The following is a 19,338-nucleotide window of genomic DNA, read 5'->3' as shown; positions in this document are numbered from 1 at the left end:
TACGTTGAATAATGATTTTAATCATCAACATGCCGTTATCAAATATCAGCATGGAGCTTTTAAATCGACTACTGATGCGATTGTCGAGGAAACTCCTTTAACCATTTATATCAATCAAGAAGAATTCGCTACGTTAATGTGTAGTCCAACCTATTTGGAAGAATTAATTATCGGTTTTTTAGCTTCGGAAGGCGTCATCATTGCTAGGAAGGAAATAGAATCCGTGCATATTGACGACTATAAAGCGCTGCCTATGTCACATTAGAAAACAAAAAAAGAAACGTGACGCAATCAACGAAACGAGTATTTGGCTCATGCTGTGGGAAGAGTCGCCAATTTTACTTTCAAAACGATATGAAGACGGCCAAGACAGCGATGTCCACACTACGCATTACACCGAATCAATGTATAGCATTAATGGAAGCACTTCAGCAGCAGAGTGACATTTTCCAGAAAACAGGTGGTGTCCATAATGCAGCTTTAGCGACACCTGATCACATATTTTTGCAAAGAAGTGATATCGGCCGACACAATGCACTTGATAAGCTCTATGGTCATGCGCTCATTCAACAGCAATCTCTTACGAACCGAGTTCTCATTTTCAGCGGCAGAATTTCATCTGAAATTCTATTAAAAGCTGCCAAAATGCGGATTAGCATCCTCTTATCAAAATCCGCACCGACAACACTGGCGATTGAGCTAGCGAGAGATTTAAATATGACAACCATCGGATTTATACGTGAGAAATCATTTAATGTATATTCACATCCAGAACGTATGATTAAATGATCGAAATTTTACTCTCTAATACGAGTCGGTGTCTCGTATCAGGCGAACAACGAATGAAGCCATTGCTAGTCAAATGAAAATCACCATTCATCTGGAAAGAATTCATGATGAATGGTGATCTGAAATTTTTTATAATGGACGTAGGAAAAAGACGGCATCTTTGTAGAAAAGAATCGCAGGAGGGAGAGCGGTTTTTCGTTGTCTTTTTGGAATCATTTCGTGCTTACTATGAGACAACTAAATATGCGTTTTGACTTTCCACTCCTTTTTCCATTCATCCACCTATATAAGACATTTCAATTTTCTTACGCTTTTTCATTGATTCCTCTGTTCTTAGTTCAGAATAACGGTCGAATCGCTTATTCCAAATCCCTTGCACAGTTGTCAAAATCTCTTGATCAGTAGCATTAGAGCGAAGTGATTCTACTAATGAATGCCCCTCCTCCGCAAATAGACACGTATACAATTTCCCATCTGCTGAGATTCTCGCTCTTGTACAATTTCCACAAAATGTATCACTCACGGAAGAAATAAAGCCTACTTCCACATTCGTCCCTTTGTAACGATATTTTGAGGCAACCTCCCCTAAATAGTCCTTATCTACAGGCTCTAATTCACCTAAAATCGATACTTGTTCCATTAATTCCTGTTTCGTGACTACCTCAGCAAAGTTCCAGCCATTAGTCTGACCGACATCCATAAACTCAATGAAACGAAGCGTAATATGTTGATCCTTAAAGTAGGAAGCCATGTTTAGTACTTCACAATCATTGACACCCTTTTTAACGACCATATTAACTTTCACATCTAAACCTGCCTTAACTGCTGCATCAATCCCCCTTAATACAGCCTTCGGTTTGACATTTCTTCCATTCATCTTTTGGAAAATTGGTTCCGTTATCGCATCTAAACTTACATTCACTCGTTGCAACCCAGCTTCCTTTAGCCTTTTCGCTTCCTTAACAAGAAATACTCCATTTGTCGTTAAAGCAATATCCTCTATTCCCTCTATTGCTGCTAAGCGGCGAATGAGTAAGTGTGCATCCTTCCTCATTAAAGGTTCTCCACCTGTTAGACGTAGCTTTTTCACTCCTAGCTTCGTAAATAATCGGACGACTCTTTCAATCTCTGAAAAAGATAGTAACTTGTCTTCTGGTAGAAAGGCATAGTCATCTCCAAAAATTTCGGCAGGCATACAATAAGAACAACGAAAGTTGCATTTATCAATGATCGAGATTCGTAAATCCTGTAATGGACGCTCATATTGATCGTATACATGTTCGAATGTCATTGAGCTTCCTCCTTAAGGTCAATCCTTTATATCATATTATATGCTATTCTAACACATATAGCTTGTTAATGTGATAATCACCACAAGGATAGACCCCGAAAAAGGTAAAAACCAACCTTTTTCAGGGTCCACAAAAAAGTGAACTCATTAAGAAGTGATTGCTGCCATTGTTTTAATACGGATCAGATGGATGACTCATCTCTTCAGCTTGCTGAACGGCTTCATCTGTTTTCGTCGTTCCAATTGGACCACTCGAATTCATATCATTATTCATTTGAGCAATCCCTTCCTTTACTCGACGTCCATACTCAGGATCTGCTTTCGTAAAGTTTTCAATCATTTGCTGCTGAATTCGTTCATCACAGGTCGATAAATTATTGACTAAATTTTTTATTAATTCATCTCTTTCAAAATCGGTAAATCGTCGATACGTTTCACCAGCCTGAGCAAAATCATTTGTCCGATCAATCGACTCTCGCTTTACGTTCCCTTCAACATATGGCGTATGTTCAACACCTGGATTTTCCGCTTCATCTAAGCCTCCTAACGTAGACGGCTCATAGTTCACATGAGGGTTCTGATGTTCTCCGCGATCAACATGGTATTCCATTTGGCCACCGCGTTGATTCGTCGCCACACGCTTCTTCGGGGCATTGATTGGTAGCTGTAAATAATTCGCACCTACACGATACCGTTGAGTGTCAGAGTATGAAAACGTTCTCCCTTGTAAAAGCTTGTCATCAGAAAAGTCTAGACCATCTACAAGTACGCCTGTTCCAAATGCAACTTGCTCTACTTCATTATAATAATCCTCTGGGTTACGATCTAACACCATTCTTCCTACTGGTTGCCAAGGGACATCCTCCTTATACCACAACTTTGTTGGGTCAAGTGGATCGTAATCAAGCTGAGGGTTCTCACCATCAGGTAGCACTTGCACAAACAGCTCCCATTCAGGATAATCACCATTTTCAATTGAATCATACAAGTCTAATGTAGCATGATTGAAGTTTTTCGCTTGGAGTACCTCCGCCTCTTCCTGGGTTAAATTACGAATACCTTGCTTAGGTTCCCAATGATATTTCACTAAAAATCCTTCTCCCTCGCTGTTCACCCATTTATATGTATTCACACCTGATCCTTGCATCATACGATAATTAGCCGGAATGCCCCAAGGAGAAAAGAGAAATGTCACCATATGTGTCGCTTCAGGTGAATGACTGACAAAGTCGAAAATCCGCTCAATATCCTGTACATTTGTAACTGGATCAGGCTTAAAGGCATGAACTAGATCAGGAAATTTAAGGGGATCACGAATAAAGAAAATCTTCAAATTATTCCCGACTAAATCCCAATTACCATCCTCTGTATAAAATTTTGTCGCAAATCCACGAGGGTCACGTAGCGTTTCCGGAGAATGCCCACCATGAATTACAGTAGAGAAACGAACAAATACCGGTGTCCGTTTACCCTTTTCTTGGAACAGCTTAGCTCTCGTATAATTTGAAATCGGCTCTTCACCAAAAGTACCATATGCTTCAAAATAACCGTGAGCACCCGCACCTCTTGCATGAACAACTCGCTCAGGAATTCTCTCACGATCGAAATGACTAATCTTCTCAAGAAAATCATAATTTTCTAACGTTGTCGGCCCACGATTTCCAACTGTTCGAACATGCTGGTTATTTGTGACTGGATGACCTTGGCGATTCGTTAACTCATCTTCACGTTCATTTCCGATAACATTTTCTTCATTCACCATAATCTACCTCCTTTAAAAGTCCTTTTCAATTTACCCATAAGGATGATAGATTATGTATAGCATACAAAAAACCTAGCTACAGACTCATTAAGTCTACTAGCTAGGTTACGAATTGGTTTATTCCGCTTCAACCGGTTTAGCATAAACGATATATCGATCTGGTGCCGATCCTACAAAGCTAAATGGATAGCAAGTCGATAATGTTAAAATTTCATCAGGTGCTGTTGAACGAATCACTGTTCGATCATCCGCATCAACGATTTCATCCTCATACATCACATACGTAAATTCACCATATGGCATCTTCACAATGAACTCATCGCCCATTTCTAAATCACCAAATCCGCGAAAAACCGTATCACGGTGACCAGAAAGGAGGATTTGGTCTCCTTGCCCTGGAAGAACGGTTGTTGTATAGTGACCTACTCCTCGGTCAAGTTCATCCTCATCTGTACCTGAAACAATCGGAAGTTCCTTATCGAATCGTGGGATATATAAAATTCCAATCACATCCCCTTGATCAATATCCATATCTTCAGCTGAATTGGGCTTATCTCCTTCACTATCAGACTGTGTTTTCGTTATAAGTTCATTTGCTTGGGCAATCGATTCATTTTGCTTCGCATGATTATCATAAATGTTATAGCCACTATAAATGACGAGAGCAAGTCCAACGATAATAATGATATTCGCAAATATTTTCATTTACTACATCAACTCCTTTATCTCATTTTGAACGTTTCCAAACAGAAATTAAACCTGTAAAGCCAATTAACCCTCCAATAAACCAACCGATTGTTGCACCAATCTCACTAAACATACTGCCGATAATTAGACCGAGAAATGGCACTGTAATTGCATATGTAAAGGATAAAATAATTTTATGTGTTTTACTTTGCGCATAGCTTGCTTTTGATTTATTCGTTTGAGACTGCGACTGATGCTTTTGTTGATAAGCACGCTCTGAGTCTTTCTTCGCCTGTTGCCAATCACTCTTGAATCGTTCTTTATTCCAAAATCCCATGTTGTCTCATCCTTTCCCTTATAGAATACCAAACAAACGGTGGTTTTGGCTATTCCTATTCGAATGAGAAAACAGTCCATTCAGATTACTAAATATTCTCAATTTTGATTATAACTGAAATATAGGAAAAAGCAATCTTTTTAGTAAGCGCTTTATTATTGATTTGCTCTATACAGAAAAAGAAGCCAGCCTTTAGCTAGCTTCTTCATCACTTACTTATTCACCTTCAAATGCTTCAACACGACTCTTAACAACTTCTGTGAAGAACGCTTCATATCCTTCAACATCAAGCTCATTCACTCGTGCAACATAATCTTCCCAAATACCATCAAACTCTGATGGATCTGATAGTACTAAACGCGGGAAGAAATCACGCTGAATATCTTCTAGACGCTGTTCGAAAATTTCAGGATCTGAACCTTGTTCAATATTAGCACTCCATGTTGGGTACCAAGGGCGATCCTCTGGCTCAGCAAAAATTTGCGTAAACGTTTCTAATCCGTATGCATCTAAGAATTCACGGTCTACGTCATTATACGTTTCTTGTACAACGGCAGGCTGTCGGCGAGGCTCCCAAGCATTCCCATCTGAGAATACACCGCCTCCACGAGGCCAATACCACTCAAAGTAGGCGAACCCGAAATCTTGTCTCCAATCTTCATCTTCAGTCATCGTAATTTGTTCTGGTGTACGATAGTACATACCATCTTCATCGACTTCATATGTTTCTCCTTCAATTCCCCACATAACAAGCTTTTGCGTCTCTTCCTTAGCAATGTGGTTAAAGAATTCCATAATACGCTCAGGATTATCAGCGCTTGTCGTAATACCTACACCACGGTTCGTAACAAATGCTGGTGGATCAAGGTACTGATCTGTAATATCTTCATCAAATACAATCGGAAGCCCCATGTACTCTTTGTAATGGTCGCCATCTTGTCGATGAACATTCATAGCCACATTTGCTTGCCAACCATAGTCAAAGAAACCTAATAGTCGACCAGAAGAAATTTTCGCTAAATATTCATCATAGTTCGCAACAAATGCTTCTCGATCAAATAACCCTTTTGCATTAATTTCATTTAATTTCTCAAGATAACGTCTTGTCTCTTCTTTGTCAGCGTAAATTTCCGCTTCATGTGTATCCATATCTACCCATACGCCACCATCATTCGGATAGCCTGCTAAATGGTTTGGTACATTGGATAGTGCAAAGAATCTCCAATCATACGTCAAAGCTGTATAACCAATTGTCGAAGCACCGTCAATTTCAGGATACTTTTCAGCATAAGCTTCAATTAAATCAAAATATTCATCTAACGTCGTAATTTCAGGATAATCAAACTCACGTAATACTTCACGTTGAATCCAAAATGCTCCTTGATCTTGGTTAGCTGGAGGGATAAAGCCTTGATCCGCTCCCATTGGAATATAATAAATATTTCCATCTTCATGAGTCATCGCATCAAGGTACGGCTCATAAAGCGCTTTCAAGTCAGGCGCATATTCATCAATTAAATCATTTAACGGGATGAATGCTTCAGCATCCAATAAGGCATCAATTGCTTCATTTGGCTCAATAACATCTGGATATTGACCCGATGCGACCATCGTACCAATACGTGTGTTAAGATCCCCAGTAATATACTCCATGTCAACAGTGGTGTTCAATTCCTCTTCAAACATAGCCCCAATTGTTGTTTCTCTTGAGTTAATATTCGGAAGTGTCGTTGAACCATTGAAATACGAAAACGTAAATGGTTCATTGTCCGCCGCTGTTTCTTCTCCAGTACTAGAATCGTCGTTTGTATCACTTGACTCATCACCTGACGTATTGTCACCTGAGCAAGCGACTAACGCTAACATTAGCGCCAACGCTAGACATAAGAAAAAGTTTTTCTTACTAATAAACATACTGCAATTCCCCCTTTTTTGAAATTGCTTACCTTTCCTGTAAGCCCTTTCATTGTATATTTAAAGACTTAGTTCAGTCACTCTACAAACTAAAGATTAAACCTTAAAAATTATATTTTCTACTTCAGATATTAACTTTAACATGTATAAACAAGTGACACAATATAATAAAGATACCCTTAGTTAGTAAAAGCTAGAATCCACTTGACTCTAGCTTAATTATCTGAGCATATTATGGTCATTTCTTTCTTAAGTTGTTTAAAAAGATTCACGATTTGTAGGGGGGTTCTTGACCATTCAATTGAAGTTGACGCTTTAATTGAATATAGAATTTCAATGCATCGACTTTCTTACCAAGTTCTAAGTAAGCATTCATGATCTTAGAAGAAGCTTCTTCAAACGTAGGGTCCTCCAACACCATCTTCTTTAACCATAGAATGCTTTTCTCCCAATCTTGCTCAGCATAATAATAGAAACCTATTTGCTGTAGCAAGAATAAATATTGACTTTTGACAATGTCACGCCTAGTAGTGGCCCATTGATAATTCTCATCTTCTAAATAATGTCCCCTATACAAGGAACAAACGTGTTCAATTCGATTTCTTAATAGTTCAATTGGTTTATTAACTACTTGTTGTGCTAAGTAAGCTACTTGATCAATATCGCAAAATATGTTAGCTTCTCCCCAAATCATTGGACCTTCTATACATTGAAAATGTTCATACTGACTACCGCATTCATGAAATTTCCGTTGCAAACTTGCTACATATTGAAAAAAATAAGATTTTGCTATGTGAGCTGGCAAGAACGACCACACATCTTTTAAAATAGTTGCAAGAGGTACAATAGAATGCTGATGAAAGAAATAGGCACAAAGTTCCTTTTCTTTTGGATCATCCCATTGTATTTCTTTTCCATTTACTTGTATATGAAAGGCTCCTAAAAACGAAACTTCGATTTTGTCTTCATCCTTTACTCTCAAATAAGTTGTTATAATTTGATTAATCTCACCTTCAATCACCGGTTTTTTTAAACAATAAGGAATCGTTTTACACAATAGCGATGTTTCAACATAGTCATCTGTTAATTCAATAAGTTTCACTTCTTGTTCCTTTCGTTTCTCTCTTTGCTTCCTATCAACAATAAATCGCCATTTGCTAGCTACAAAAATAAGATTAACTGACTTAATTTGTAACTTCATTAACCCTTGGTTAATATCCGAACAACTACCTACCACATTTACTGTACGATAACGATTTAAATAAAGTGTAAGTTTACGTAATGATTCATTATCATCATCAATGATTAGGACATTTACCATCACAAAAAAATGACCCCCTAACATACATATGAATCTAAAGTTCTAGTCCGTAAAACCTTATAAAATTCCATATCATTCCATGTATAACTATTATTCTATGATATTCGCAACAAAATGACAAATACTATCTTTATTCGAAGTTGTTCATTTTTTAAACAATAAAAAAACCGCATGTAAGGATTTCATTCGTTCCTTACATACGGGATGAATTAATAAAAGAGAATTTACAACTATTTGATTGAACCAAGCATTCCCGCTACAAAATGTCGTTGCATCAAAAAGAAAATAACCGCCGTAGGTAGCGTTGCTATGACAATCGCAGTCATGATTAAACCATAATCAGGAGAATAGCTTGAACCTAATGTTGAAATTAGTAATGGAATCGTTTGCCGATCCTGAGATTGCAATACAACTAACGGCCATAGGTAGTTATTCCAGCTATTCATAAACGTAATTATGGCTGCTGCTGCATACGTTGCTTTCATCGTTGGCATGTAAATTCGAAAAAAGATTCCAATCTCTGATACACCATCAATTCTAGCAGCTTCCAATATATCTTTCGGAAAGAACTTTGTATTTTGTCTAAATAGAAAAATAAGAAAGGCTGTTGTAATGGTCGGAAGAGCTGCTGCTGCAAGTGTATCAATGCCAATCGCCGGAATAATATGTGAAATCGTTCCAAACAAACGAAACAATGGAACCATTAACGCGGCAAAAGGAATCATCATTGATAATAATAAAATCGAAAAAACAATATCCTTTGTTCGACTTCGATAAATTTCAAATCCATATCCTGCTAATGAACCTATCAATAGGGCTAGGACAGTTGTTCCAACAGCAATAAGTGTTGAATTCCAAAGAGCTTGCACAATATCAACAGTCGCAAATAAATTACGGATATTTTCAAATAAATGTGTTCCCGGTAGTAATCGACCACCTGTCACATCTACAGAACGATTCGTTGAACTAACAACCATCCAAAGAAACGGAAGGATCGAAATAAGGGCGGCCACTGACAAAAATAAATATGTGAAAATCCGTTTAACGTTACGCATTTTTATCACCTGCTACTTTAAACTGAATAATGGAAAAGAACACAACCATCACTACGATCGCATACGAAACAGTTGCAGCATAGCCAAAGTCAGGAGTGTATTTGAATGAAATGTTATAAATATATTGCGAAATGGTAATCGTCGCATTACCTGGACCACCACCCGTTATATTCATCACCTCATCAAATAATTGTAATGTTCCAATCGTCGACATAATCGATGTAAATAAAATTATCGGTTTTAACATTGGCACCGTAATTCGGAAAAATTGGGTAAATGACGATGCTCCATCGATCCGTGCAGCTTCATAAATAGCTGGGTCAATATTTTGCAGCGCCGACAAATAAAAGATCATGTTATATCCTGTCCATCTCCACGTAATCGCAATAATAATCGTTACTTTCGCCCAAAACGAATTCGTGAGCCATTGAATGGGCTCTGAGATTAATGAAAAATTTAGAAGCATCACATTAATGAACCCATCTGCACCAAACATATACTTAAATACAACAGAATACGCCACTAACGATGTTACACAAGGAAGAAAGATCGCAATCCGAAAGAATCCTCTCCCTTTTAACGTTCGATCATTGAGTAGCACTGAAAAAAATAACGCAAGAATTAACATCACTGGTACTTGAATAAGAAAATAAAGTACCGTATTCTGTACGGCGGTTATAAAAACAGGATCTGAAAACAGTCTCGTATAATTAGCAAATCCAATAAATTCTAAGTTATTCCCTGATCCTGATTGAAAGGATAAGATGAACGCTCGTAGCATTGGATAAAAATAAAAAAGCCCGATCATGAAAACAGATAAAATGATAAAAGACCATCCAATCATCGATTTTTTAATACGTAACCGAGTTAATGGTCGCTTCGGCTTAAGCTGAGTTGGTTGGTTTTCTTGCTTGGCAGTTAACACTTTCCCCACCCCTCTCTTAATTTAAGAAAAAAAGCGTTAGATGTAGTGAATGTCCTAAAGGGGATACTTTTCACCTTTTAGGACATCCACACTCTCCCTTGTTTAATTTAATGAAGCTTCCGCTTGTGCTTGTGCATCTGCTAACGCATCATCTAAATCCTTTCCATTTAAATAGTTTTGCATTTCCACGACTAGAATGTCGTCAATCGCATACGTATGCATCCCATAGTTAATTTGCGGAATATCCTCGGCCCATTCTGAGAAAGTCGCAATAATACTTTGACCTTGGAAGAAATCATCTTCTAATTGATACGCGTCTCCTTCTGCTGCAGGTGAATATGTCCCGATTGCACCAATTTCAGTAACTAAATCTTGGTAAAAATCAACATTCGAACCAAACGTTTGTGCTAAGAAATCAACGGCATCTTCTTTCCCATCGATATCAATCACATACCATGACGATCCCCCTAAGTTTGAGGCATTTACTGCTCCCTCAACTCCACTTAGTCTCGGTTGTTCAACGACTTTCCATAAGCCAGCATGAGAATCTTCTGCCCTGATTGAAGGACTAATCCAATTTCCTGTTTGCACAGTCGCAACGTCTCCACTATTGAAGCCTTGTAAGAACTGGCTCCAGTCTGAATGAAAGCCCATAATATCCGCTTCAACCATTTCTTTATACACTTCAAAGGACGCTTTCAATGCTTCATTGTTCGCTAAATTTGGTGTAACCCCATCGTCTTCCATATACCATGACCCTGCCGATTGAATCATCGTACGAATAAGACCTAAATCACTAGGATCAGTGGTAATCATCTTCTTGCCTGTCGCTTCATACACATCCTTACCTATCTCGATATATTCGTGCCAATCAATATTTGATAAGTCATCTGCTGTATAGCCTGCTTCCTCTAAATAATCAGTTCGAACGAATAAGCCCGTTACGCCTGTATCAAATGGAAGGCCATAATTCTCTCCACCAAAGCTTGTCGGTGCTAATTTATAAGGAGCAAAGTCATCTGCGTTAAACGCTCCCGTAATTGGGTGAAAAGAATCTGGATAAGCATTTAAAAAGCTTTGAGCACGATAATCTTCTATTAAAACAATATTTGGTAAACCTCTTGTTGTACCAGAGCTCAAGCTCGTATTTAACCTTTGTACAATATCATCTTGAGCATTTTCAATAATTTCGAATTCAACATTTGGATTGATCGCTTGATAATGCTCTTTGGCGATTTCTAGTGCTTTAATATTAAAGTTCATATCCCAAGCCCATACCGTAACCTTTCCTTCTCCACTAGCCCCTTCTGTTACATCTTCTGTATCATCTGAATCTGATCCGTTCTCTGTAGATGACTCTTCAGTAGAGTCAGAGCAAGCCACTAACACGAAAAGAGCTACCATTAAGATCGCAATCAACCATTTTTTCATTTTAAATCCCCCTGTCTTTTAATTGTAAGCGCTTACTTATATTAAAATTTTAACACCTTACCTACTTATACTGTTAGGAAGATTTCTAGTTATATTTGGACTTTTTATCGTTTTCACACAACGTCGACTAGTACTTTCTTTGGAAATTAGGATATTTCTTTGTTAACCCTTTTAGAGTATATCCACACGTAAAGACACTGAAGCAAATACCAAGCAGTTATTTTTCAGTGCCTCCATAATTCCCCTCCTTATTAAGGAAACGGAAAGGTTAAAAACCGAATTGTTTCAGCGCCTTCCTTTAACAGAAAGGGTCAAGCGTACTCTTGTACCTTGTTGAAGTTCACTTTGCACGAGCACACGATATGACTCTCCATACAAAAATTGAATACGTTCATCGACATTCTTTATACCAATTCCTTTAAAGAACGATGAACTTTTACGTTGTCCTTCTTCTATAGGCTTCTTCAACTCCATCCCTTTACCATTATCGACAATTTCACATACAAGTCTGTGATCATCTAACCATGTATAGATGTGGATAAATCCCGTTTCCTGTTCATTGAACGCATGAAAAAAAGCATTCTCTACAAAAGGCTGCAAAATTAATTTAGGTATAAGGATATTTGTGCAACTCTCTTCTACAAAATAATCAACATGTATTCGATCACCATAACGCTTCTGCTGAATGAACACATAATGCTTTAAATTCTCAACTTCCTGCTTCACTGTAATCATCTCATCACCATTACTTAATGTACTTTGTAAAAGTGAAATTAACGAACGAACGGTATCAACAGCCTCTTCTTTACTTCCTTGCTGAACAAGAAATTGTACGGAAGTTAATGTGTTATAGAGAAAATGGGGATTAATTTGTTGCTGTAATGCAGCGAACTCCGCTTGACGTTTCTGCTTTTCACTTTCCACCACCTTTTCCACATACATGTGAAGCTCATCCAACATGCGATTAAAGGCCTGACCAATCTTCTTCGTTTCATACGTATCTTGTAACGTCATATAATGATCGAATTGATTTTCAGAAACATGGTCTATTTGGCGAACTAATGTTGCAATCGAATTCGTCAACCGTTGTGATACGAGGAACACAATAATGACAGCTACAAATGTAATGAGCATACATAATAGAAATATCGCCCTTGTATCAATTAAATCGGCAAAGGCAACATCTTTATTCAACATGTTAATTAAATACAAATCAATAGAAGGGATATACGTAGAGAAGATAATATGATCTTCTTGATCAATCGTCGTCGTCAAATAGTCAAGACGACGATCAGCTAGCTCATTTGCATATTGCAACAAGGACCAATTTTGCTTCCCAATCAGATCATGGCGATTACTAGAAACGACTTCACCCGCTTGATTCATTAGCAATATATCATTTCCAGGTGAAGTGTAGCTTTCATAGAAAGGCTGAAAGTCAGCTTCTCGTATCGTAAAGTACATGACCCCATACGTTGAATCATTCGTCCGATCTAAGAAAGCTCTTGAAATAACGATAATCGGCACTCTCGCTGAAGGATCCACTTGATAGAGCATTTTTCTCGGATAGAGCATCGATAGTTTCGTAATATCACTTGCATAAAGCTCCTGATCTGAAATCGGCCATTGTGAGCGTTCAGATGTATACACTTGACCGTTTTTTCCTGCGATGAGAACACCGATATCATGGGCACTAAAAAAACGTTTCGTTCTCTCAATTTCTTGGTCCATATAATAATAGGAATTCAACAAATCCAGGCTCGAGTATTCCTTTGTTAAATAATTTTTCACCTCATTATTTTGAATGAGCTGATTGGAAGCCATTACTAAAGAATAATGAAACGTATCAATCGAGCCTTCAACTTGCTTTAATATTTGTGAATTCGTAATACTAAATGTATTAATAAAAAAACGTTCTGACATGCGAATCGTCGTCCACGTAATAGAAGTTGAAACGATAATCATCAATAACACCGTAATAACAAATAGTTTAATAAATAAGCTTCTATGCTGAAATCGTTTAGGAATCATTGCTTACCCCAACTCTCTTAGTTGACCCTTCTTTTGCTGTCGTCGATAGTAGCTTGGTGAAACCCCCTTTAATTTCTTAAATACTTTGCAGAAGTAACTATGGTCCGAATAACCGACAACCTCGCCAATTTCAGCGATAGGGCGCTTTCCTTCCGTTAATTGCTTACAAGCGTACTCAATCCGTATTCGATTTACATATTCATTAAATCCTACTTTCATATGATGAGAGAACTGTGTTGATAAATACGAAGCATTAAAATGGAACATTTCTGCAACAACATTCAAACTAATAGGCTCATGATAATGAGTAGAGATGTACTCGATCACTTGCTGTATACTATCTTCATTTCCCTTCACATTTACTTGATTAACAGTATCGTTCATCTCTTCTATAAATCTTTCCATATATTCAATGACTTCATGAGCACTTAACGCTGCACTAACTTTCGATACATACGAGAACTTAACCTGCTCTAACTTCGATCTCTCATAACCATGATTACTTAAAAGAATCGTCACCGTAAAAAAAATATGATTGAAGAAGCTTCTAAACTCATTCACACTTAAACGAGCCGACTGTACTAAGCTATAGCTGTATTGTCGTAAATATTGAAAGGCAAGATCGTAATGTCCGTTCTTCAATTCATCTGTAAACCAATCTAAATTAAAAGATTCCTCCTTCTCTGTACAAGAAGCATCCTCACTGCAAATTAATGACTGCTCAGAAAAATAAAACGGAAGCTGGGTCAACTCTTTCCATTCTTCCAAATAAATACGACGTAACTGCTCTAATTGTTCAAAACATGATGTCATTATAAAAGATATTTGAGCTTCTACCTGACATACATTTTTCAAACGTTCATATAGTTCAAGATTATTCAAATTTATAATCGCCATAGCAGTATGTTGATCTTCTTTAATCCACGTGTATCGGACTTGATCTTCATGCTCTTTATAAAAAGGGGCCAATAACCTTTCTGCACATTCTACCTTATTAATGTCATCGCTTTCATTTCTGCTCACTACACCTATTAAACAAAAATATGGATACGTGAAAACCTCACATAATTGGTCAATATCTTCCTTCGAACTATACCCATCTATTACCTTTTCTATTTGAGTAGACTTAGATGAGACAGCTTTCTCATAAGTCTCTTCGTGCTTTAACCCTTTTGGTATATGCTTAGCGGCTTTACGTAATACATCATGTAAATCCTTAGCATTCAATTTCGGTTTAAGAATATAATCAATGGCACCATGATGAAAAGCCGAACGAACATAATCATACTCTCCAAAGCTACTTAAAATAACAACTTGGATATCCGGATAATGTTGCTTCATTTCCTTCGTTAATACTTCTCCATCCATTATCGGCATAACCATATCTGTCAACATAATGTGGGGCTGACATCGAGGAATAAGAGCTAACGCTTCTTGTCCATTTGAAGCTTCACCAACAATTTCAAAGCCGGCCTTTTCCCAGTCCAAATAATGCTTAATCCCTTGTCTAATAAGCGGCTCATCATCTACTATTAGGACACGATAAAGATCTTGCATGAACGTTCCCCCCATTTGTAGTAATTTAGATTATAACATATTTTACTCATTCTACTTAAAGGAGACCGTTTCCTGCTTTCTTACGAAAAGCAAATAAAGAGATGCCTCAGACGGTAGCGTATACCTTCTCTATGACATCTCCACTCTTTTCAATTTATCGCTTAATTTCCTTTACGATACACAAATCGTGAGATCGTTACACTCACTTCATATAATATGAGAAGAGGAATAATAACTAACACATCTGATAGAAAATCTGGCGGTGACACAAGAACCGATAAACAAATTAAAATAAAATAGGCATACTTACGATTTTTCACAAGAAACGCTGGACTGATCATCCCTATTTTCGTTAAGAATAAGACAACAACCGGTAATTCAAATAAAAGGGCTAGTGGCACAGTTAAAGAAAACATGAATTTAAAATAGCGATCTACCGTATACATCACTTCAAATTGTCCGTCTGCTACCGACGTGAAAAAGGACATCACTGTTGGAAAAATAACGTAAAAACCAAACAGTAATCCTAAAATAAATAGGAAGAAAAAAGCCGGAATATACATAATGCCAGCTGACTTTTCCTTCTCGCTCATTCCAGGAGCTACATAACGCCAAATATGATAACCAATAAAAGGAACTATTACTGTTAATGTCACTACGGTGGCAATCATCACATAGGCCCACAGCACATCTATTGGGCTTAATATCGTTAACTTCCCTTCAAGATCCTTAATCAAGTAAAAATAAATATCTTGAACAAAAAAGAATGATAATAAAAATACCGAAACAAATGCAATCCCTATCGCAATAATTCGCCTTCGTAATTCCTCTAGGTGATCAACAATTGGCATTGACTCAGCATATTCCATGACTCACCACCTCCAATCTCCCGATCTTGTTCATTATTTTTTTGACTGATCTTCAAAGCTATCCGTTAATTCCTTTGTCCCTTTTTTAAACTCCTGTAACGTACGTCCAAATGCATTTCCGATTTCCGGTAGTTTCTTCGGTCCGAATATGACAAGTGCTATTATTAATATTAAAATTAACCCTGGTATACCAATTGATCCAATTCCCACTTAAAATCCCCCCTACTAGTTTCATATGAATACTGAAAAGGCTTGTAGTTTAATATTTTCTGTGTCCTTAGTGCACTAAGACGTTTATCATTAACCTTTTTTTATGCCCGCTTACGTTCTACACATGAGCTGGACTGCCATGTAAATATTCAAGCAGCTCTTCCTTTAATTCGTTGTACTTCTTCTCATGAATAATATCCTTACGTGTTCTCGGGCGCTCTAATGGTATATCAATAACCGTATCAATCGTCGCTGCAGGGCCATTCGTCATGACGACGACTCGATCTGATAAATAAATGGCTTCATCAATGTCATGTGTCACCATAATGACGGTTTTCGCTCCTTCTTCCTCTTTAGGCTTAATTAAATGAATGAGCTCATCTTGCAATGTCGCTCTCGTTAAAGCATCTAATGCACCAAATGGTTCATCTAGCAGTAACACTTGAGGTCTTACAGCAAAGGCACGTGCAATCGCTGCTCGTTGCTTCATCCCACCTGATATCTCATCAGGTCGCTTGTGGCGATGCTTCCATAAACCAACCACACTTAAATAATGCTCTACAATGCTTTTCTTCTCTGCTTTTGAATAAGATGGAAACACTGCATCGACGACTTCATACACATTTCCATAGACAGATAGCCATGGGAGTAAGGAATAGTTTTGGAACACGACTCCCCGCTCTGGACCTGGTCCTTTCACTACTTGATGATCGAGTATAATTTGGCCTGTCGTTGGTGTCTCTAAGCCAGCGATAATATTTAACACCGTTGACTTCCCACAACCAGAATGACCAATCAACGAGACAAACTCCCCTTTCTCAACCGACAAATGAACCGTGTCTAATGCTTGAAAATCGCCTTTTTTCGTTGGAAACACCTTAGTAATCGATTCAACGTTTAAATAAGACATAATGATTACCTCCCGTATGAGAATTTTTGTTCGATGTAATGAATCCCACGATCTAAGACAAGTCCGACAAGACCAATTAGCACAATCGCCGCAATCACTCGCTCAAGCTTAATGCGTTCCAGCTATCCCAAACAAAGAAACCAATTCCTGTACCACCAGATAGCATTTCAGCAGCCACGATAACCATCCAGGCAATCCCTAGGCTTAGACGCAACCCTGTTAAAATGTGAGGTAACGTATAAGGCAATAAAACCTTCGTTAAATACTTCCACTTAGAAAAACGGAATACAGCTGCGACATTTTGATGATCCTTCGGTATCGCCGACACACCAAATGCCGTATTCACCACCGTTGGCCATAGCGATGTAATGAAGATGATGAAGATTGTTGCAGGCCCTACCGATTGAAATGCTGCTAATCCAATCGGAAACCACGCTAACGGAGAAACAGGCTTAAGTACTTGAACGATCGGATCAAACAACTGTCTGCAAAAAGGAACCATTCCCATTACAATCCCAAGCGGAATCGCCACAAGAGCCCCTAATAAAAATCCTGCAAATACTCGTTGTAACGAAGCCATAAATTGGATCGCTATCCCTTTATCATTAGGCCCATAATCGTAAAATGGGTTAGAAACCATGCTCCAAAGCACACTTAACGTTGTTGCTGGACGTGGAAGAGCCTCACTCGACAGCCAGCTAACGATCTCCCATATGAGCAGTAAAATAGCGACACTTCCTGCAATATAACCGATCTTTCCTAATGCAGCTATCAAATTAGTAGGTAACACTGCTTTCCTATTTGTGCGAATTACACTTTGACCGACATTTTGTTGTGTACTCATTATGATCACCCTCCATATTGTTCTAATGATTGAATTGGATCGTTCGGATCAAAAACAGCTCCATCTAGCTTTAATTCAAATGGCTGCATATCATCATCAGGAATCGAAATATTCATTTCACTAGCTACTTCTTCATATAAATCAGTCATAATTAATTTCTCTGCTATTGCTTCATAATCTGGGTGATCCTCTAAATAGCCGAAACGGACATATTGGCTCAAAAAGAACATTGCATGTGATTTTCGCGGTGCATTGACAAACCCATCCTTATGAAAAATCATATAGTCATCTTCATATATATGTTCACCTAACCCACAACCGAGGTTATATCGACCATGTAAACGATTTTCAATTTCTTCTGCTGGCGCGTTTACGTAGCTTGATGACCAATCACCTCTGCCGCTTCCTTACGATTATTCATATCATCCAACCATTGAGAGGCTACTAATATAGCCTTCATGATCGCTTTCACTTCATCTGTCTTCTCACTAAAGTTCTTGTTAAGAACAAGGGCTTTCTCAGGGTGATCTTTCCAAATATCCTGTGAAGATAGATGTGTAAAACCAAGGTCATCACGAACGGCTACACCGTTCCAAGGTTCACCAACACAGAATCCATCCATATTACCAACCTGCATGTTGGAAACCATTTGTGGAGGTGGCACAGTAATAATTTGTGCTTGAGATTGATCAATGCCAACCGCTCCTAACCAATATCGAAGCCATAGATCGTGCGTTCCTCCTGGGAAGGTCATCGCAAAGGTTACTTCACGTTGGGCCATCTCTTGTTCAATCGCTGTTTTGGCAGCTTTAATATCGCCAAAGCCAACATGACAGAAATCACTCGATAACGAAATTCCTTGTCCATTTGCATTTATCATCATCGCAATCGGTAATTCACTACCAACACTTCCACCAACCCCGGTATAAACTGAGAACGGCATCCCAAACAAACAATGCGCTGCATCTAAATCACCTGATAATAACTTATCGCGAACAGAGGCCCAAGACGCTTCCTTCGTCACTTCGACATTCACTCCGTACTTTTCATACAATCCTAATTCCTTTGCCATGACGACTGAAGCACAGTCCGTTAATGGAATAAAGCCTATTTTAATGACATCACTGTTGCTACTACCTCCGCTATTCGTACTGCCACACGCTGCTAAAAAAGCACTTGGTACCATTAAAGCTGCTGCTCCTGCCATACTTGATTTCTTCAAAAATTCCCTACGCGTCACTGATTTCATACTGTTTTCTCCACCCTTTCAACTCTACATGTAGTGATAACATTCATTTAAGTCCGACATGATGATTTTACTTAAATGCTGTAAAGAAAAACGCTATCGCGTTTTTTCTTAATTGCGTTGTTCGGAGCCGTTACAACGGATTTCAGTTATTCTGAA

General features: G+C 38.1%; 17 protein-coding genes and 1 pseudogene. 1 reads left to right on the top strand and 17 read right to left on the bottom strand.

Annotated elements, in window-relative coordinates; translation table 11 throughout:
- The first annotated feature begins 4 nt into the window (after window positions 1-4).
- Window positions 5-789 (top strand): annotated as a pseudogene (gene fdhD, locus JCM9152_RS06195) (formate dehydrogenase accessory sulfurtransferase FdhD).
- A gap of 274 nt (window positions 790-1,063) precedes the next feature.
- Here fdhD and moaA read toward each other — a convergent pair.
- From moaA to JCM9152_RS06120, 17 genes are all read right to left on the bottom strand, one after another.
- The gene (moaA, locus tag JCM9152_RS06190) at window positions 1,064-2,080 is read right to left on the bottom strand and encodes a GTP 3',8-cyclase MoaA (RefSeq protein WP_035342144.1); all 1,017 of its coding nucleotides are present in this window, start codon (window positions 2,078-2,080) and stop codon (window positions 1,064-1,066) included.
- Between the two features lie 172 nt (window positions 2,081-2,252).
- Window positions 2,253-3,842, bottom strand: a complete 1,590-nt coding sequence (gene katX / locus JCM9152_RS06185) for a catalase KatX (RefSeq protein ID WP_035342140.1) — start codon at window positions 3,840-3,842, stop codon at window positions 2,253-2,255.
- A gap of 117 nt (window positions 3,843-3,959) precedes the next feature.
- Window positions 3,960-4,547 (bottom strand): class D sortase, LPxTATN-specific, encoded by a 588-nt coding sequence (gene srtD / locus JCM9152_RS06180; protein ID WP_035342136.1) that lies wholly within the window; start codon window positions 4,545-4,547, stop codon window positions 3,960-3,962.
- Between the two features lie 22 nt (window positions 4,548-4,569).
- The gene (locus tag JCM9152_RS06175; protein ID WP_035342132.1) at window positions 4,570-4,866 is read right to left on the bottom strand and encodes a hypothetical protein; all 297 of its coding nucleotides are present in this window, start codon (window positions 4,864-4,866) and stop codon (window positions 4,570-4,572) included.
- Window positions 4,867-5,082: 216 nt separating this feature from the next.
- The gene (locus JCM9152_RS06170) at window positions 5,083-6,780 is read right to left on the bottom strand and encodes an ABC transporter substrate-binding protein (protein WP_173402061.1); all 1,698 of its coding nucleotides are present in this window, start codon (window positions 6,778-6,780) and stop codon (window positions 5,083-5,085) included.
- Window positions 6,781-7,048: 268 nt separating this feature from the next.
- Window positions 7,049-8,101, bottom strand: a complete 1,053-nt coding sequence (locus tag JCM9152_RS06165) for a BTAD domain-containing putative transcriptional regulator (protein WP_235715646.1) — start codon at window positions 8,099-8,101, stop codon at window positions 7,049-7,051.
- 230 nt (window positions 8,102-8,331) lie between these two features.
- On the bottom strand, window positions 8,332-9,156 hold the full coding sequence (locus JCM9152_RS06160; protein ID WP_035342127.1) for a carbohydrate ABC transporter permease: 825 nt from the start codon (window positions 9,154-9,156) through the stop codon (window positions 8,332-8,334).
- Window positions 9,149-10,000 (bottom strand): carbohydrate ABC transporter permease, encoded by an 852-nt coding sequence (locus tag JCM9152_RS06155; RefSeq protein ID WP_081727926.1) that lies wholly within the window; start codon window positions 9,998-10,000, stop codon window positions 9,149-9,151. Before JCM9152_RS06155 ends, JCM9152_RS06160 begins: the two co-directional genes overlap by 8 nt.
- Before the next feature lie 183 nt (window positions 10,001-10,183).
- Complete coding sequence (locus JCM9152_RS06150; RefSeq protein WP_035342121.1) at window positions 10,184-11,512, bottom strand: ABC transporter substrate-binding protein; 1,329 nt, start codon at window positions 11,510-11,512, stop codon at window positions 10,184-10,186.
- A 285-nt stretch (window positions 11,513-11,797) separates the two neighbouring features.
- Window positions 11,798-13,543, bottom strand: coding sequence for a sensor histidine kinase (locus JCM9152_RS06145; RefSeq protein WP_035342119.1), 1,746 nt, complete (start codon window positions 13,541-13,543; stop codon window positions 11,798-11,800).
- A 3-nt stretch (window positions 13,544-13,546) separates the two neighbouring features.
- Window positions 13,547-15,100, bottom strand: a complete 1,554-nt coding sequence (locus JCM9152_RS06140; RefSeq protein WP_035342116.1) for a response regulator transcription factor — start codon at window positions 15,098-15,100, stop codon at window positions 13,547-13,549.
- Between the two features lie 161 nt (window positions 15,101-15,261).
- The gene (gene tatC / locus JCM9152_RS06135) at window positions 15,262-15,969 is read right to left on the bottom strand and encodes a twin-arginine translocase subunit TatC (RefSeq protein WP_035342114.1); all 708 of its coding nucleotides are present in this window, start codon (window positions 15,967-15,969) and stop codon (window positions 15,262-15,264) included.
- Between the two features lie 33 nt (window positions 15,970-16,002).
- Window positions 16,003-16,173 carry a twin-arginine translocase TatA/TatE family subunit gene (gene tatA, locus JCM9152_RS21785; protein WP_173402062.1) on the bottom strand — a complete coding sequence of 57 codons (171 nt, stop codon included), beginning with the start codon at window positions 16,171-16,173 and terminating at the stop codon, window positions 16,003-16,005.
- 124 nt (window positions 16,174-16,297) lie between these two features.
- Window positions 16,298-17,089 (bottom strand): ABC transporter ATP-binding protein, encoded by a 792-nt coding sequence (locus JCM9152_RS06130; RefSeq protein WP_052015667.1) that lies wholly within the window; start codon window positions 17,087-17,089, stop codon window positions 16,298-16,300.
- A 94-nt stretch (window positions 17,090-17,183) separates the two neighbouring features.
- On the bottom strand, window positions 17,184-17,933 hold the full coding sequence (ntrB, locus tag JCM9152_RS06125; protein WP_052015665.1) for a nitrate ABC transporter permease: 750 nt from the start codon (window positions 17,931-17,933) through the stop codon (window positions 17,184-17,186).
- A 5-nt stretch (window positions 17,934-17,938) separates the two neighbouring features.
- Window positions 17,939-18,214, bottom strand: coding sequence for a hypothetical protein (locus tag JCM9152_RS22950; protein ID WP_201768789.1), 276 nt, complete (start codon window positions 18,212-18,214; stop codon window positions 17,939-17,941).
- 89 nt (window positions 18,215-18,303) lie between these two features.
- Window positions 18,304-19,182 (bottom strand): CmpA/NrtA family ABC transporter substrate-binding protein, encoded by an 879-nt coding sequence (locus tag JCM9152_RS06120; protein WP_201768788.1) that lies wholly within the window; start codon window positions 19,180-19,182, stop codon window positions 18,304-18,306.
- Between the last annotated feature and the right edge of the window lie 156 nt (window positions 19,183-19,338).

Origin of the sequence: Halalkalibacter hemicellulosilyticusJCM 9152 (assembly GCF_000513115.1) — a bacterium.
In the GTDB taxonomy this organism is placed as follows: Bacteria; Bacillota; Bacilli; order Bacillales; family Bacillaceae_D; genus Halalkalibacter; species Halalkalibacter hemicellulosilyticus.
Note: the sequence above shows the minus strand (reverse complement) of the source record. Positions and strands in the feature narration are given on the sequence as shown.

Bases quoted from the DNA above. Each gene is read 5' to 3' on its own strand.
- moaA (WP_035342144.1), bottom strand. From the start codon at position 2,080: ATGACATTCGAACATGTATACGATCAATATGAGCGTCCATTACAGGAT.
- katX (WP_035342140.1), bottom strand. From the start codon at position 3,842: ATGGTGAATGAAGAAAATGTTATCGGAAATGAACGTGAAGATGAGTTA.
- srtD (WP_035342136.1), bottom strand. From the start codon at position 4,547: ATGAAAATATTTGCGAATATCATTATTATCGTTGGACTTGCTCTCGTC.
- JCM9152_RS06175 (WP_035342132.1), bottom strand. From the start codon at position 4,866: ATGGGATTTTGGAATAAAGAACGATTCAAGAGTGATTGGCAACAGGCG.
- JCM9152_RS06170 (WP_173402061.1), bottom strand. From the start codon at position 6,780: ATGTTTATTAGTAAGAAAAACTTTTTCTTATGTCTAGCGTTGGCGCTA.
- JCM9152_RS06165 (WP_235715646.1), bottom strand. From the start codon at position 8,101: ATGGTAAATGTCCTAATCATTGATGATGATAATGAATCATTACGTAAA.
- JCM9152_RS06160 (WP_035342127.1), bottom strand. From the start codon at position 9,156: ATGCGTAACGTTAAACGGATTTTCACATATTTATTTTTGTCAGTGGCC.
- JCM9152_RS06155 (WP_081727926.1), bottom strand. From the start codon at position 10,000: ATGATTGGATGGTCTTTTATCATTTTATCTGTTTTCATGATCGGGCTT.
- JCM9152_RS06150 (WP_035342121.1), bottom strand. From the start codon at position 11,512: ATGAAAAAATGGTTGATTGCGATCTTAATGGTAGCTCTTTTCGTGTTA.
- JCM9152_RS06145 (WP_035342119.1), bottom strand. From the start codon at position 13,543: ATGATTCCTAAACGATTTCAGCATAGAAGCTTATTTATTAAACTATTT.
- JCM9152_RS06140 (WP_035342116.1), bottom strand. From the start codon at position 15,100: ATGCAAGATCTTTATCGTGTCCTAATAGTAGATGATGAGCCGCTTATT.
- tatC (WP_035342114.1), bottom strand. From the start codon at position 15,969: ATGGAATATGCTGAGTCAATGCCAATTGTTGATCACCTAGAGGAATTA.
- JCM9152_RS06130 (WP_052015667.1), bottom strand. From the start codon at position 17,089: ATGTCTTATTTAAACGTTGAATCGATTACTAAGGTGTTTCCAACGAAA.
- ntrB (WP_052015665.1), bottom strand. From the start codon at position 17,933: ATGAGTACACAACAAAATGTCGGTCAAAGTGTAATTCGCACAAATAGG.
- JCM9152_RS22950 (WP_201768789.1), bottom strand. From the start codon at position 18,214: ATGATTTTTCATAAGGATGGGTTTGTCAATGCACCGCGAAAATCACAT.
- JCM9152_RS06120 (WP_201768788.1), bottom strand. From the start codon at position 19,182: ATGAAATCAGTGACGCGTAGGGAATTTTTGAAGAAATCAAGTATGGCA.